Genomic DNA, 15,148 nt, shown 5'->3' with positions numbered 1-15,148 from the left:
TCACCGTGTGTCGTCCGGCCGCACATAAGGGCTTCAGTTCCGGTACGTATCGTCATCGATCCACGACGGCTCGTCTCGTCCTCACGACTCCTCGAGCGGGTCGACCTGGACCGTCCGCTGGGCCGTATCGGTCTTGCCGGCGTCGTCGACGACCGTGACGCGCAGTTCGGTCTCGCCGGGCTCGAGTTCGTGACGAATGCGCGCTTCGTCGGTCGTCCGATCGATCGAGCCGTCGCCGTCGAGATCCCAGCGATACGCCGCGACGCCTGCGGGGACATCGCTGTCGCCCGCATCGAGCGTCACCGGCGTTCCCTCGAGCATCCAGTTACGGTTCGTCTCGAGGGCGGCCTCGGGCGGCTCCGTCTCGAGGACGACCGTCGGCTCCGGGCTGTCGCCGACCGTACGGTTCGCCCGATACGCGCCCTGGACGTAGGGCCCGTCCTCGGGCGGGATAACCGTGAGGCCGATCGATCCGGCCATCGATAACCCGCTACGATCGGCGTCTGCCGCCTGGAGCCGCCCGTCGTCGTTCGATTCGCCGGCGACATCGACGGTGACGTTGTCGCCGCGGTGCTCGAGTTCGACGCGCGCACCCGAGACGGGCTCGCCGCGCTCGTCGACGACGTGCGGGTCGAATGGCTCGGCCGCCGGCAGCGTTCGCTCGAGTGCGACGTCCTCGTCCCCGACGGTAACCCCTTCGAGGGCCGCCAGTGCGGGCCGATCGTCCTCGAGGGAGGCGTTGAGCCGCCAGGGTTCTCCCCGGCGGTACTCGAGATCGTAGGTCTCGTCTCTGGGCACCTCGAGGGCGAACGCGCCGTCGGCGTCGGTTCGAGTGACCGTCGGCGAGTCGCCGTCGACGGGCGTCGCGAGGACGCTGTCGTTGGCGACTGGCGTCCCGTCGGCGCCCTGGAGGTGGCCCTCGATCGTCCGCGTGGACGTGTTCGGGGCCGCACCCGCATAGAAGGCGTCGGTCGTCAGCAGGCGCGTGCGGTCGCCGTGGGCCTCAAGTTCCGCCGCCAGGCTCACGGTAGCTGCGTCCTCGGGGACCTCGAGCGTCGCCAGGAGCTGGCCGTCAGCGTAGCCCGTCAACGCGGTGTTCCAGCCCGTCGGGTCCGCCCAGGGAGCCGTCTCCCGATCCTCGGTCGTGTACCAGACGATCGGTTCGAAGACCGACCGGAGTTCCGTCGCGTCGATCGCGACGGTCGTCTCGCCCGGCCCGGCCGCGTTTGTTGTATCCGCGTCGACGTCGACGTCGCTGACGAGCGGCGCTCGATGGGGGCGCTCGGGATCGTACTCGTCGATTCTCACTTCGGTCACCGTCCGTGTCGACAGTCGCCCGTCAGAGTTGTTGCCCTCGAGTCGGGCGGTGACCGACTCGCCCGGCTCGACCGGGGCCTCGGCCACGAGCTCGAGGGCGTCGGTCTCGCGCTCGGTGACGATTTCGTCGTCGATGGCGAGTGACACGGCGTGGGCCCGGCCCGGATCGAACGCCGTTCCGGCGCCGTCGGCGAGCGGTTCTCCCTCGACCGTCGCGGTGCCGTCGGTCACCGAGAGCGATTCGACCTGTGCGATCATGGGGTGGGCGAGGATGTCGACCGACGCGGCGTCGCGATCGTCGACGACGGCCTGCCAGCCGTCCCCACGGACGCGACGCTCGTGACTGGCGCGATCGGTGTTGCGGTGGACGTGCTGAACGTCTTGCGTGCCGGCGTCGAACCAGTACCGCGCCGGATTGTTCCAGACCGTCGCCGTCACCGTCCGGTCCTGAACTTCCGGACCGATGTCGGCCGTCGTTCGGTGGAGGCGGTGTTCGGTCGTCTCGAGATCCGCGGGCTCGACCGTCACCGGAGAACTCCAGCCCGCGCTGGGTGCCTCGTGAGAGAGTTGGAACACGTCTCCGGCCTCGAGTCTGCCCGCGCCGCCGGGGTCGGTCGTGAGCAAGTACGTGGTCGCGATCGAGCTACTCGGCTCCGAGGAGACGCGAACGGTTCGGTTGTCGGCGTCGAGTACCGTCCGTGAGAGTTCCATCCGCTGATCGCCGGACGTTGCGCTCATCGAGACCGCGATGGTGTGGTTCTCGAGCGGCCCGTACGCCTCGACAAGCGGGCCGGCGTCGACGCCGATCGGATCCGTCTCGGCCTCGTCGAGGACGACGCGTTCGGTCCCGTCGACGTCGATTCGCTCGGAGACGAAAATTATCGAGCCAGTTTCCTGGTCGACGCCTCGCGTCCAGAGCACGTAGGTCCCGCTGCCAGCGACGAACGACGTCTCGCCGTCCTCGAAGTCCTGAATGCCCGAATGCGTCCCCTCCTCGGTGAAGAAAAACAGCGGGTCACCGTCGATCCGATCGTCGTCCGAGAACGGCCGCTTCTCGACGGTCAGCGTCCCGCCACGGACGAACCCGACCGGCGCCGTCCGTGCCTCGCCGTCGACCGTATACGCGAGCGCTCCCGAGTAGACGCCCGACGACGTGTCAGCATCGGCCGTCAGCGCGATATCGGCCGTCTCGCCGGGATCGAGTGAGAGGTCGGTACGATTCGCCGAGAGCGTCTCGCCGGTAGCAGGGCCTGCCGGGCCGTCGGCGTCGAGATTTTCGATGGATGTCTCGAGCGTGAGTTCGTGGGGCCGGTCGTCGCGGTTCTCGACCGTCACCGTTCGTTCGACCGGCGCGTCGTCCTCGAGTAAGCCAAAGTCGAGGACGCCATCGTGGACGACGATACCCGGCTCGAGCGCGCGATCGACGTCGAGTTCGCCGCCGCCGGCCGCGAAGACGTCGGCATCCGGGATCGGCCGAGCGGTCGTCACGAGTCGGCTCTCGACTGCGGCGGGCGGCAGCTCCGGCTCGGCCTCGAGGACGAGTGCGGCCGCGCCGGCGACCTGGGGCGCGGCGAGACTCGTGCCGGTTCGGGTCGTATACTCGGTCCCGGTTCCGGCGTCCGGCCCGGGGATTCGTTGGCCGGGGGCGACGAGCTCGGGCTTGAGATGGCCTTCCTCGGTCGGTCCACGTGAAGAGTGTGAAAGCACCGAGCCGTTCTCGGCAGTCGCGCCGACGGTAATCATCTCTGGCGTGCGCCCGGGTGTCGTAATCGAGCGCGTCGCGCCCGTGTTGCCCGCCGAGGCGACGACGACGGCGCCCTGGTCGGTCGCTCGAGCGACGCTTTCGTCGATCGGTTCGTCGTCGACGCCCGCGACGTTGAGACTCAACAGCACGATATCGGCGTCGGCCTCCTCGACGGCGTAAGTGATTCCCTCCGCGATCCGTTCGGCGTCGCCTTCGCCTTCCTCGCTCAGAACCCGGACATCGACGAGATCGGCACCGGGAGCGACGCCCGGTTGTGCTCCGTCCACGTCCTGTCCGGCCACGACGCCTGCAACGTGGGTGCCGTGGCCGTGCTTGTCGACGCCACCCTCAGCGTCGGCGCCGTCGTCCGTCAGATCGATGCGGTCGACGACCTGCCCCTCGAGCGCCGCGTGGCTGTCGTCGATGCCGGTATCGACGACGGCGACGGTGATGCTGTCACCGGTCGGTCGAGGGTCGTCAGCGGGTGTGGTATCGTCGATGTCGTCATCCGAGACGGCGACCCCATTGGCGTTCCCGCTCGGCATAGCGGCGAAACCACCGACCACGAGGAGGGCCACGATGACTGCACCGACGAGCAGTGCAGACTGCCTGGAGGGCATGTAACCGTTCGAGTATATCCAGTGAACACATATAAGCGCTCGTTTCGCTTGCAGCCTACTGAGATCATCCCTCGCAGAACGGCTACGTCACTCCTCAGGTCGTCGGTTTCGGGACCTGTACCTGCCCGGTCAGCTCCGGCGGCTCGACAGCAGCGAGCCAGTCGGCGACCGTGACCGTTCGGTCCTGACCCTGCTCGCGTGGCTCCGTATACGGAACGACGCCACAGAGCGTCTCCGACGGCCCCACGTCGTCGTACACCGCGAGTGCCACGACCGGCACCCGGAGGCGACCGTGGAGCTCGTCGCCCTCGAGTGGCGAGGAGAGCGACTCCCGTCGGCGAAACGCCGGCTCGAGCGTGACCTCGCTGCGGTCGGCCCACCGTTCGAACGTCCGCACCAGTTCGTCTCGCGTCGGCTCGCTGACCGAGTACTCAAGGTGGCGATGTACTGGCGGCCAGTCGACCACCCGAAACGAGTCGAGGCGGTCGTGGTCGCGAAGTCGCCTGAGCCGCCCGACGATCGTGTTGGCCCGCTCGGCGACCGGTCCGGGGAGTTGCGAGCGAACGTAGCACTCGACGTGGACCGACTCCCGTGCCTCGAGGGCCATCGGCAGCCTCGCACGACCGTTATCGGCGGACATAGCGTCCCTCCTGTCGCTGGATGAAACCGGCGTCGACGAGCGACCAGAGTATCGGAAGCAACGTCAGTTTCGAGAGATCGAGCAGGCGGTGGAGTCTCGAGACTGTCGCCGTCTCGATCACGGTAATCGCCACGTACACGAGCTTGGTTGCGGGTGAGTCGATAGTATCCGGTACCGTGACTTGGTGTTCGGGTGTTGACAACAACCACCAACATCGCCAACGGATGGGCGCATAAATGTTGGATGAGCCATGTGTTCATATCGCATGAAGATAGGAGGGTGTAATTATCGGCGGGGATTCGACGGCGAACAACTGGATTTGCCAGCGCGAGAGACAGAGGTGGTGGCGGTTGGGCACGTAGCAAGTCCCCGGCCGAGAAACGGTGAGCGACGGGAACCAGTATCGCGCTCCGCCCTCACAGTTCGAACTCGAGACTGTCACCCACCTGGACATCGCGATCGGCGGTCCACTCGTAGACGACTTCCAACACGTACTGTCCCTCGCCGTAGTAGATCTGCTCGGTGCCGTCTTCGCGTGGCGCAGGCGCTCGAGCGCGGTAGATGCTCGTGATGACGCCCGCGTCGTCGGCGAAGAGAATGTCGATCGGAAACGCCATCTCCGGCATCGAAAACGTCAGTTCCTCGACCGAGTCGTAGACGAACAGCATTCCTCGGTTCTCGGGGAGCGTTTCGGTGTCGCTCAACCCGGTTCGTTGTAACTCCGACGTATCGGCGATCGCCGCCGTCACTTCGCCCAACTCGTCGCCATCGGGATCTGTCACGCGAACGTCGGTCGATTCGTACTCCGCGTGGGCCGGTGGCTCGGCGTCGTCGGCATCCGAATCCGCTATCGTCGCTTCGTCACCGTCAGAGATTCCGGTACAGCCAGCCACTGCCGTGAGACCGAGGCCAGTCGAAAGCCCAGCGAGCATCGTCCGACGGTCCGTTCGTAGGTAGCGCTGTGACGTCATCCTCCGATCCGTGTGACCACAACGCCGATAAAAAGTGTTTGTGAGTGTTCTCGTGAGTTCCCTCGAGTGCGACGAGACAGCAACACTCGAACCCAGACGACGCTGCGGCGAGAAGGATGGGCCGACTCGGATTTGAACCGAGAGCCTCCACCTTATCAGAGTGGCGCTCAACCTAATTGAGCTATCGGCCCGCGTCTGCACTCGATAGTTGCCGGGTGGTATGTTTAAACGTTTCTTTCCGAGAATGGCGTGGGAACTGCTACCGCGGGAACCGATCGCCGTCGTCGGGATCGTCGGACGATTGTGGGTCGTCCTCGCCGAAGTCGATCGTGTAGCTATCCGCACTCGAGCTATCGCCGGTATCGACGGTGTAGGCGTCCTCGCCGAGGTCGTACGTGCCGTCCCCACTCGAGGCAGCATCGCTGCGACCGGCGTTGGACGACCCGCCGGCACCGGCCTCGTCGGGGAAACCGTAGGTCCAGACGGCGCCGCTTGCGAAGCCGTCGGTTTTCTTGTCGGCGTAGGGGACGATGACCCAGCGTTTGAGCGCGGCCCGGATCGGGATGCGACTCAGCGGGACGACCAACAGAAAGCCGATGGCGTCGGTCACGAGCCCCGGCGTCAGCAGGAACGCGCCCGAGGCGATCAACAGGCCGCCATCGAGTAACTCGTTGGTCGGGGGCTCACCCTGGGCTAACGAGCGTTGCATCTTCCGCAAGGTGCGCCGTCCCTCTGCGCGAACGAGGAGCATGCCGACCAGTCCAGTGAGGACGACCAACAGCACCATCCCGACCCAGCCGATGGCACCGGTCTGGCTGACGACGACCGCGAGCAAGACGGCGTCGAGAAACGGAATGAGCAACAGCGCGAAGATCCACCGGAGCATACCCCGATATAGCCGGTGGAGGGTGAAAACGCTTTACTCTCGTCGCACGTCGGCGACGCAGACGGTTCACGGACCGTTCGTAGACGAGCCACGGTGACAGGGACGGGACCGCCTCAAACGAACGCGACGCCGAACAGCGCCAGCAGAATAACTAACAGCGCGCCGGGGATGCCGCCGATAGCGACGACCGCGAGCGCGATCGGCGTGACGGTTACCGAGAGTCCGAAGACCGCATTAGCGAGAAACAACACGACCAGACCGACGACGGCGTTGACGAGAAACGGCCTGACCGTCTCGATGAGCGTCGACGCGCCCAATACGGCGGCGAGGACCAGAATCAACAGCAGGATCTCGAGTCCTGTACCCATAGTTGAGAGACGCTTGCGAGAGACAAAACCCTTCGGCACGGAACGAAACCCTTTAACTAATCCACCCGAAAGGAGTAGGTACGGGATCGTGGGTTAGCTTGGTATACTTCGGGCCTTGGGTGCCCGTGACCCCGGTTCAAATCCGGGCGATCCCATACTTTTGTGGCGCACAACGGCACGAGCCGCACATATCGGTTCGTTCGAGTGTCCTCGATCGGAGCGGGCTCGTTGCTGTGGACCACCGTGTTCCAGCAACCCGATTCCCACCACCGAGCGAGCAAGCGCGCCTTTCATAATCGCCGGCGCGATAGCTCGAGTATGGATCCCGCGGTACTCCGAGAGGATATGGTCGACGGCCTCGAGTCCCCACCGAAGGAGGTGGTAAGCGACGAGGGCGTCGCCGTCGCGATGCGGGAGGTACCCCGTCACGAGTTTCTACCTGACGAGCGTGGAGCCTACGCCGACCGCGATCACGAGGTACTCGGGACGCGCGCGCTCGCTCCGAGTACGGCAGCCCAGTTGCTCGAGGCGTTGGCACTCGAGGACGACGAGACGGTGCTCGTCGTCGGTGTCGGAATCGGCTACACGGCGGCCGTCGCGGCCGAACTCGTCGACGAGATGAACGTCCACGCCATCGACATCGCACGGCCGCTCGTCTTCGAAGCGCGAACGAACCTCGAGGCGGCGGGGTACGACGGCATCCTCGTCGATTGTCGCGACGGTGCCGACGGGCTGCCGGAGTACGCACCCTTTGATCGCATCCTGCTCGAGGCTGCAGTCGTCGAGCCGCCACAAGCCCTCCTCGAGCAGTTACACGAGGATGGGCGACTCGTCTACCCTCGTGGGAGCCAGATCCAGCAACTCGAGGCGATCTCGGCCGGGGGCGACCGCGTCCAGTTCGATAGCGTGGCGCTCGATCCGTTGCTCGTCGAGGGTGAACAGCCCGGCGCAGTCGAACGAAACCGGATGACTCGCGAAGATCGGGAACACGCGCGTCGACGTGCCCAGAGCCGTCGTGGTTGGGAACAGGAGTGGATCGAGTGGGACGACGCCAGGGAAGCGCCGTCGCGATATCCACGTTCCTGAGTGGCGTCCCATCCCTGCACTGCTGGGTCGAATCCGTCGGGTGGACGGGACGCTGTATAGCAGCCCGTCGCTGTGCTCTCGAGTGGCGACGACGCGTGCCGGTCACGGATCGGCCGTGGTGTATCGGTACTGCGCGTTCGACGGGCTGTGTGTATCGGTACTGCGCGTTCGACGAGGTAGCACCTCCCGAGACATAATCGGTCGTCACGAAAGTGGGGGTGGGGGATTGGGGGTGGCGACAGTCTATCGAAGATCGCCATTTCAGCGTATGGCTGGGATGTGAATAAATATGTCCTCTAACTGTTTAGTGATGGTTTTGAGAGAGTTCTAATTGTTTAGATGGTTCTCGGGAGTGGTGGCGATCCACTCGAGAAACAGGGGCGCGGTCACTCGAAGACGAGGGAAACGAGCTTGCGTTCGGCCGCTCGCAGGTGGTAGTGATACGTCGGCGCAGAGATATCGAGGGCGTCGGCGAGATCCTCGCCGGTGCTCTCGCGTGGCCACTCGAAGAAGCCGCCGTAGTGGGCCGCCTGCAGGGCGGCAAACTGCTTATCGGTCAATCGCTCCTCGAGGTAGGTATCGAGTTGGTGGGCCGACCGCGTCCGTTCCGTTTCGCGACGTGCGACCAGTTCCGTCGCCGGAAACTCCGCTTTGATGGCTTCGACGAGCGAGCGAGTTTCGGTCGGCTGGGGCACGTCGAGGACGAGCGTCGCGGCGCCGTCGACTGCGGTCGCTGTTCGCAATCGGACGTTGTGGCTCCGAAGTACCGACCAGAGCGGCATCGACGTCAGGGTCAGTTCGAACAGGCGTTCGTCCTCGCCCGACGAAACAAGGGTCGTCGCCTCGACAGTCGCGCGTTCGTCGGCGAGAGCGGAGAGATCGGCCGTCACCGGCGTACTGACGAAGACGCTGGGGTCGCCATCGCGGTCGACGACCCCCTCGACCGTGATCTCACCGTCGACGAATTCGGCGAGCCGGTTGAGCAGCAGCCGCTCGTCTCGACAGACGAGTTCGAGCTCGAGGTGGCTGTCGGTGAGCATCGCCTGCGTCCGCTCGACCGATCGGATCGCGTAACCGATCGTCTCGCCGAGTTCCGCGAAGACGTCTCGTCCGCTATCGCCGATCGCGTCGACGCCGTCGACGTGGACGAACAAGACGCCGAACTGGTGGTCCTGGGCCGACAGTGGGACGGCGACGATCGTCTGAAAGCCGTAGGTCAACGCCTCGGTTCGTCGACGATCCCAGCCATCGGCCTCGAGGACGTTCTCGACGATCTGGACGCAGCCGCGCTCGAGTGTTCGCTCGGCCAGTGTCGTTTCGGGCGCCCGGTCGTCGTTGCGGATGCGATCGACGTAGCTCGCATCGATGCCGTCCCAGGTGTCCGGACCGCTCGCGTCGTCGTCAGTCGTGGCGATCCAGGCGAACCGATAGCGGTCGGTGTCGGCCAGTCGGTTACAGACCGTCGTTTCGATCTCCTCGCGGGTCGAAGCCTGCGCAATACCGTGATTGATCTCGCGGACGATCTCGTTGATGTGGTTGAGCCGCGTCAGTTCCTCGTTTTGATCGGTCAGCGTGCGGTCGTGTTCCCGGAGCAGCTGCTCGCGCTCGGCGCGGTCGAGTGCCGCTTCCGTGTTGGCTGCAAGTACCTGAAACAGCTCCGTCGTCGTCTCGTCGAACCCGTCGGTCGACGAGGTCCCCGCCGCGATGACGCCGTGTGCGCCGAGTGGGACGAGCAGTTCACGTCGGCTGACCGTCTCGTTGATCGTCACGCCGTCATCGGCATCGTGGGAGACAGACTCGCGTTCGCCAGCCGAAAACACGTCCCAGATCCGTCCGTCGCCGCGTTCGAACGATTCGACCGGATCGACCGGCTCGCGAGACGTTCGCGCCGACGCCGCGTGCTCGAGAACGCCACGACCGGGATCAAAGGCGTAGGCGACGGCGACCGTCGCCTCGAGGATGTCGCTGGCGACGTCGACCGCCTGCTGGTAGATATCGGTTTTCGTCTCGGCTCGCATCAGCCGTCGCGTCGCTTCGTGGAGGGTCGCGACGGTTCGTTCGTAGCGGCGCTCGCTCTCTCGCAGCGCCGTCTCGGTTCGGTATCGTGAGACGGCGTTCGTGATCTGGTTCGCTAGCAACGCGTACTGTTCGCTGCCGGATTCTTTCTGGAGATACTGGGTCACGCCGGCAGCGATCGCCTCGCTGGCGACGTCCTCGGACCCGCGACCGGTGAAGAGAATAAACGGTAGCTCCGGATCGCGCTCACGAACGCGCTCGAGCAACTCGAGTCCGGAGAGATCGGGCATTTCGTAGTCGCTGACGATACAATCGATCGGCTGTTCGTCGAGACGGGCAAGTGCGTCGGGACCGCTGGTCGCCGACTCGGCGGCGATGTCCTCGCGTTCGCGCTCGAGCATCTCGGCCGCGAGGTCGGCGAACCCGGGTTCGTTGTCGACGACGAGAACGGAAATCGGTTGAGACATGGATCGACTCGTTGTGGATCGAGATAGTCTGACAGCAGCGACGGTCAGCTACTGCGACGCGTGTCCGCAGTCCTGCTCGAATGTACTAAACGATTAGCATTCATACGGACCGCTGTCAGTCAATACCGGGAAACCACGACACCTCTCCGGTTTCCCGGTATACGGTTCCAGCAGACGGATCAGAACTCGAGTGGCTCGGCCTCGTCCCACTTCGGGGCGAACTCCTCGTGGACGCTCGCGGCGAATTCGGGATCCTTGAGATCGATCATACCGAAGGCATCGTCCGAAGAGAGAGGGTTCGGAACCTGGATACAAACCTCGACGCCGTCGATGATGTTGAACGAGCCGGTGTTGAACGAATCGGCTTCGTCCTCGTAGGTTCGGACGTTGTAATTCTCCCGGGATTGGAGGGTCGTCCGATAGCGTTTGCCGACCTTCTCCGAAAGCGACGACACCATCTTGCGCGTCATCAACACGTCGATCGAGACACCCCGGTCGAGTGCATCCTCGAGTTGGGCGTTGACCTCCTCGCTGACGGCCTGCATGTCCCGCTGGGGGATCGGATCGGCCGTCACCATCACGATGTGGTCGTCGGCGGCTGCTAATCGTTCTAACAGGAGGTCCAGTGTCTCGTCCGGACCGACGGCGGCGGTCCAAAACTGTTCTTCGACCGGCTCGGCAGCGTCGAGTTCGTTCGCCAGGTCGTCGACGATCGACTCGTACTGTTCGGCCTTCTCCTCGAGTTCCCGTTTCTTGTCGTCGAGCAACCGATCCAGCGCAGTCGAGGGCTCGACGGCGACGTACTTTTTCGGCCGACTCGCCGTCTGGCTCCGCACGAGATTGTACTGTTCGATGCTGTTTAGCACGTCGTAGATCCGTCCCATCGGAACGTCGCTCGCTCGAGACAACTCCTTGGCGGTTGTGGGGCCCGTATTCAGCAGCGCGCGATAGGCTCTTGCTTCGTACTCCGAGAGCCCGAGATCCCTGAGACTGGCCATGTACGTGTCTGGCAACCGAAGAAACATAAACACTGTGGTAGTTGCTCACCAGGCCGAAATCACGACCGTTCCCGCCCAACGCTACTCGAGGGCAGCCTGAACACGCTGGCTCAACTGTTCGGGAGTTTCGGCTACGTCGGAGGCGAACTCGCCGCGTTCGACCCGCGCTTGCTCGGCCGACAGTACATCGGTCGCCCCCGGAACGACTACCTTCTCGTGATCGGCCATCCGGAGCGCCGCGCGGTGGAGGTCACTTCCCGCCCCGTCACCGACCCGAATCACGAGCGGCCCTTCGAGCAGCCGCGAGGTCGCGGTCGCGTAGCGAGCGACCTGGGGGCCAAACCGATCGCTCGCGCCGGCGAAGGACTCGAGCGTCTCACGAGCGTACGTTCTGTACTCGTCGTCGCCGGTAAGAACCGCAAGGTCGGCCAGCGCCTCGGCAGCGGCGACGTTCGAATCGAGCGGTCGCAGCGGTTGTGCTACCAGGCCGACGCCCGCCGCCGGCCCATCGAGGAACGACCGCTCGTCACGCAGGCGGTCGACCGTCGCGTCCGCAACCGCTCGCGCGTCCGCGAGTAGGCCGGGCTCGAGCGTGCTCGCAGCCGTCGTCAGCGCCTCGAGCGTCCGGGCCTGGGTAGAGAGCAGCGGAATCGGTTCGCTCTCGGGACCGAGCGTGGTCTCCTGGCTATGGGCGACGACGCCGTCGACGAGAAAGTCGGTTCGAAGCGTCTCGAGGGCACGCTCGGCGTACCGGCGGGCGCGCTCGTCGTCGGTGTAGCCGTAATAGGTCAGGAGCCCGTCGATGGCGAGTGCGTTCGGCCCGGCGAAAACGCCGTCGTCGACGGGCGGTTCGTCCGCGAGTTCGCGATCGGTCGCGTCGATCCCGTGGGCCTCGAGCTCGCCCGGGGCCTGACTGTTGGCGAAGGCGTCGGCGTCGTCGTTCCACAGCGTCGTCGTCAGGAATTCGATCGTCTTTGCGGCTGGCTCGCGATACTCGTCGCTACCCGTATGCAGGTAGGCGTTGGCAAACGCCCGGACGAGCGCGGCGTTCGAATCTAACAGTTTCTCGTACTGCAGTCCCGACCAGTCCTGATCGGTCGCGAACCGGTAGAACCCACCGTCGTACTCGTCCAGCAAGTTCGCACTCACCGCGTCGAACGATCGCAGCGCCATCTCCCGGTCGCGTTTCAGCGCGAACTCGAGGGCGTCGGGGAGGGGAAACTTCGGCTCGGTCCCCCAGCCGCCGGCGACCTCGTCGTAGCTCTCGGTTAGCTGGCCGAGCATCGCGGCCTCGACGTCGTCGGTCAGCTCGCCGGCTGGCGGGTTATCCTCGCGTAGCGGACGCGGCACCCGGCCGGCGCCGCTACCTTTGGTCTGCCACATCGTCCGGACGCTGTCGAGCACCTGGCGCATCCCGTCGGGGCCGAGATAGCCAGAGCCGGTCAGCAACTCGCCGTTGGGGGCGAGAAAGACCGTCGAGGGGAAGCCGCCCATGTTGTACCGATCCCGAACCCGCGGGTGGCGGTCGACGTCGACGCGAACCGGGACGAAGCTATCGTTGACGTTCGCCGCGATCCGGGGCTCGGAATACGTCTCCGCGTCCATCTCGTGACAGTGATCACACCACGTCGCGGTCAGCGAGAGCAAGACCGGGCACTCTGCCGCCGCCGCCTCGTCGAAGGCCGCCTGTCCCCACTCGCGCCACTCGACGCGCGTTGAATCGTCCATACTCGAGCGTCGCCGGCCGCGAGGGAAAGCCCTTCGTTCGCGCTTCGGGAGGCAGCGTACACGTATGCAGAATCAGGTCGTTCGACTACGTGCTAGCTCCTGCTTACAGCTCCGAATCCCGTTGCTCTATGTCCACGATCAGATCGTACGGATGAGCATCTTTTCGGATGCCATCCAGCAGCGTGAAGGCCGCACCGGGATCGAGGAAGTGCTCGGTGACGACCTGTCCCAGCGGCGTCGGTTCGAAGCCGTCGATGAACTCGTACTCGAGCAGTTTCCCGATGGCGTGTTTCGTGGGGACGTCGCCGAGCATGCGGTCGTTGAGCGCCTTGGCGGCCTTGCCGCCGACGGTGACATTCGCCAGGGTCTCCTCGATGGCGGCGGCCTCGTCGTAGTGGGTCATTACCGACTCCATCTCGCCTTTCAGGAGTTTGAACGCGACCTCGTCTTCGGTCATCTCCATCGAGTTGTGATACGAGCAGTCGGGCTCGACGAGGACGTACACCTTGCCTTCGTCGTGGTAGTCCGGTCGGCCTGCGCGGCCGAGCATTTGGTGGAACTCCTGGACCGAGAGCCACTCGATGCCCATCGCCAGCGAGTCGAAGACGACCTGCGAGGCCGGGAAGTCGACCCCCGCCGCCAGCGCCGCGGTCGTCACGACCGCCGCGAGATCCTGGTCGCCGAACTGGCGCTCGACGCGCTTGCGGCGTTTGTAATCCAGCCCGGCGTGATACGGCGCCGAGGAGTACTCGAGTTTCCGGCTGATTTCGTGACACCGGCGACGGGAGTTCGTGAAGATGATCGTCTGTCCGCGATACCCCTTCGAGGATTCGGTGTCGAACTCGCGTCTGACGAGCTTGTTCTCGACGTTTACCTTCTCCTGGCCGTCGGCGAAGGTGACGTGGCGCTCGATGGGGACCGGCCGTTCCTCGAACTCGATGAGCGTCGACTCGAGCGACGCTGCCAGATGCTCGGGGTTGCCGACGGTCGCGGAGAGGTAGACCCACTGCGCGCCGGAGTACTCGTCCCGACGCTTGGCCCGTTGTTCACACGTGTATTTGAGCCGAGAAATGAGCCCGTCCAGTCGGTGGCCTCGATCTTCCTCTTTCAGGGTGTGGACCTCGTCGATGACCACGGTCCCGATATCGCCCATCTCCTTGTTCGTCCGCAGGGCGTGGTCGATCCCCTCGTAGGTGCCGACGATGACGTCGGCGTTGGGATCGAACTGGTTGCCGTCGTCGTTGATCCGACTCGCGCCCACGCGGATGGAGACGTCGACGAGGTGGCCGTACTCGTCCTGAAAGTCCTCGTACTTCTGGTTCGCGAGTGCGACGAGGGGGACGAGAAAGAGCATCGTCCCCTTCCCGTTCAACACGCGATCGAGTCCCGTCATCTCGCCGACGAGGGTCTTCCCGGTCGCCGTCGCCGAGACGACCATTTGATCCTCGTCACCAAAGAGGCCGTTTTCCACCGCGAGGCTCTGAACCGGCAGCAGGGTCTCGAAGCGATCCTCGAGCAGGTCCTGCAGATCGGGATGCAGATCCAGCGAGTCGGTACGGACGGGGTCGACCTCGTCGGTCGTCGCCGAGATCGTATCGAACTTCGTCAGATCGGGATCGAGTCGGCCCTTGAGCAGGTTGACGATCCGGTCCAGATCCTGGACCTCCATCATGAGCTCCTCGAGACGCTCTTTGGCCGCGCCCGTCACCTGTCCGCCGCCCGAGTAGGAGAGCTGACGCTCGAGTTCCTGGCGCGCACAGTCCCGACAGATCCAGTCTTCGTCGTCCTTGACCGCGGTCTCGGTCGTGATCGGCGAGTACCGCCCCGCGGAGGCGCAGTAGCGACAGGTCCGGACGGCCTTCGCCTTGTCCTCGAGCTGGTAGCCGGCGAGCATGTCCATAACCTCGCGACGACCGGCGGGAGAGGTCTGTTCCGAGATGCGGATCCGCTTGGCTCGTCGGGCGAGCTCGACGAACTCGTCTGGCTGGCGTGGCTCCTCGCTCGAGCCGTCTTTCAGCCGGAACTTCGCCGGACGGGGGCCGGCCGACGTCTCGGAGAGACCGACCTTCGCACGGAACAGCCGCTTGCCATCACGCTCGACGACGACGAGGTAGTCCCCGCCGGTCTCGTGACAGAAGATCGTCTCGACCTCCTGAACCTGCTTCGACACGATATGCGGTACTCGGCTGGCCTACTTGAGCGATTCGGACTCGAGTTTTCCGGCGACGTACCAACGGCGGTGAACCGACGGTAATCGGTCGTCGCTGTGCTCGGGGATCGTGTGAAGGGTTCGCTGGATACGTTTAA

At 64.8% G+C, this 15,148-nt stretch carries 11 protein-coding genes and 2 tRNA genes; 2 read left to right on the top strand and 11 right to left on the bottom strand.

The features are described 5' to 3' along the window. Positions 1-81: 81 nt before the first annotated feature. The 7 genes from D8Y22_RS00715 to D8Y22_RS00685 form a co-directional block, all read right to left on the bottom strand. Complete coding sequence (locus D8Y22_RS00715; protein ID WP_141462642.1) at positions 82-3,681, bottom strand: S8 family serine peptidase; 3,600 nt, start codon at positions 3,679-3,681, stop codon at positions 82-84. Between the two features lie 94 nt (positions 3,682-3,775). Next, positions 3,776-4,321: an HTH domain-containing protein gene (locus tag D8Y22_RS00710; protein ID WP_141462641.1), complete on the bottom strand. Its 546-nt coding sequence runs from the start codon at positions 4,319-4,321 to the stop codon at positions 3,776-3,778. Further along, the gene (locus D8Y22_RS00705; protein WP_394348177.1) at positions 4,308-4,523 is read right to left on the bottom strand and encodes a MarR family transcriptional regulator; all 216 of its coding nucleotides are present in this window, start codon (positions 4,521-4,523) and stop codon (positions 4,308-4,310) included. The genes D8Y22_RS00710 and D8Y22_RS00705 overlap by 14 nt, the downstream gene beginning before the upstream one ends. 214 nt (positions 4,524-4,737) lie before the next feature. After that, a complete protein-coding gene (locus tag D8Y22_RS00700; protein WP_141462639.1) occupies positions 4,738-5,292 on the bottom strand; it encodes a DUF192 domain-containing protein in 555 nt (184 codons plus the stop codon). A 117-nt stretch (positions 5,293-5,409) separates the two neighbouring features. Continuing rightward, positions 5,410-5,483: transfer RNA gene (locus D8Y22_RS00695), tRNA-Ile, on the bottom strand. A 68-nt stretch (positions 5,484-5,551) separates the two neighbouring features. After that, positions 5,552-6,178, bottom strand: coding sequence for an FxsA family protein (locus tag D8Y22_RS00690; RefSeq protein ID WP_141462638.1), 627 nt, complete (start codon positions 6,176-6,178; stop codon positions 5,552-5,554). Between the two features lie 113 nt (positions 6,179-6,291). Continuing rightward, a complete protein-coding gene (locus D8Y22_RS00685) occupies positions 6,292-6,546 on the bottom strand; it encodes a pro-sigmaK processing inhibitor BofA family protein (protein ID WP_141462637.1) in 255 nt (84 codons plus the stop codon). Positions 6,547-6,628: 82 nt separating this feature from the next. Here D8Y22_RS00685 and D8Y22_RS00680 point away from each other — a divergent pair. Continuing rightward, positions 6,629-6,701: transfer RNA gene (locus tag D8Y22_RS00680), tRNA-Pro, on the top strand. Positions 6,702-6,864: 163 nt separating this feature from the next. After that, positions 6,865-7,632 (top strand): protein-L-isoaspartate O-methyltransferase family protein, encoded by a 768-nt coding sequence (locus D8Y22_RS00675; RefSeq protein WP_141462636.1) that lies wholly within the window; start codon positions 6,865-6,867, stop codon positions 7,630-7,632. A gap of 386 nt (positions 7,633-8,018) precedes the next feature. Here the strand turns inward: D8Y22_RS00675 and D8Y22_RS00670 are convergent, their stop codons facing one another. The 4 genes from D8Y22_RS00670 to D8Y22_RS00655 all read right to left on the bottom strand — a co-directional run bounded on the left by D8Y22_RS00670 (position 8,019) and on the right by D8Y22_RS00655 (position 15,011). Beyond that, positions 8,019-10,115 (bottom strand): bacterio-opsin activator domain-containing protein, encoded by a 2,097-nt coding sequence (locus tag D8Y22_RS00670; protein WP_141462635.1) that lies wholly within the window; start codon positions 10,113-10,115, stop codon positions 8,019-8,021. A gap of 179 nt (positions 10,116-10,294) precedes the next feature. Beyond that, positions 10,295-11,113, bottom strand: coding sequence for a TrmB family transcriptional regulator (locus tag D8Y22_RS00665; protein WP_141462634.1), 819 nt, complete (start codon positions 11,111-11,113; stop codon positions 10,295-10,297). Positions 11,114-11,194: 81 nt separating this feature from the next. Continuing rightward, entirely contained in the window at positions 11,195-12,841 is a 1,647-nt protein-coding gene (locus tag D8Y22_RS00660) for a DUF255 domain-containing protein (RefSeq protein WP_141462633.1), read from the bottom strand. Between the two features lie 103 nt (positions 12,842-12,944). Beyond that, positions 12,945-15,011 (bottom strand): DEAD/DEAH box helicase, encoded by a 2,067-nt coding sequence (locus D8Y22_RS00655; protein WP_141462632.1) that lies wholly within the window; start codon positions 15,009-15,011, stop codon positions 12,945-12,947. Between the last annotated feature and the right edge of the window lie 137 nt (positions 15,012-15,148).

The organism is Salinadaptatus halalkaliphilus (genome assembly GCF_006543045.1).
Classification (GTDB): Archaea; Halobacteriota; Halobacteria; order Halobacteriales; family Natrialbaceae; genus Salinadaptatus; species Salinadaptatus halalkaliphilus.
Note: the sequence above shows the minus strand (reverse complement) of the source record. Positions and strands in the feature narration are given on the sequence as shown.

Excerpts from the sequence above, each read along its gene's own strand:
- D8Y22_RS00715 (WP_141462642.1), bottom strand. The coding sequence starts at position 3,681 with ATGCCCTCCAGGCAGTCTGCACTGCTCGTCGGTGCAGTCATCGTGGCC.
- D8Y22_RS00710 (WP_141462641.1), bottom strand. The coding sequence starts at position 4,321 with ATGTCCGCCGATAACGGTCGTGCGAGGCTGCCGATGGCCCTCGAGGCA.
- D8Y22_RS00700 (WP_141462639.1), bottom strand. The coding sequence starts at position 5,292 with ATGACGTCACAGCGCTACCTACGAACGGACCGTCGGACGATGCTCGCT.
- D8Y22_RS00690 (WP_141462638.1), bottom strand. The coding sequence starts at position 6,178 with ATGCTCCGGTGGATCTTCGCGCTGTTGCTCATTCCGTTTCTCGACGCC.
- D8Y22_RS00685 (WP_141462637.1), bottom strand. The coding sequence starts at position 6,546 with ATGGGTACAGGACTCGAGATCCTGCTGTTGATTCTGGTCCTCGCCGCC.
- D8Y22_RS00675 (WP_141462636.1), top strand. The coding sequence starts at position 6,865 with ATGGATCCCGCGGTACTCCGAGAGGATATGGTCGACGGCCTCGAGTCC.
- D8Y22_RS00670 (WP_141462635.1), bottom strand. The coding sequence starts at position 10,115 with ATGTCTCAACCGATTTCCGTTCTCGTCGTCGACAACGAACCCGGGTTC.
- D8Y22_RS00665 (WP_141462634.1), bottom strand. The coding sequence starts at position 11,113 with ATGGCCAGTCTCAGGGATCTCGGGCTCTCGGAGTACGAAGCAAGAGCC.
- D8Y22_RS00660 (WP_141462633.1), bottom strand. The coding sequence starts at position 12,841 with ATGGACGATTCAACGCGCGTCGAGTGGCGCGAGTGGGGACAGGCGGCC.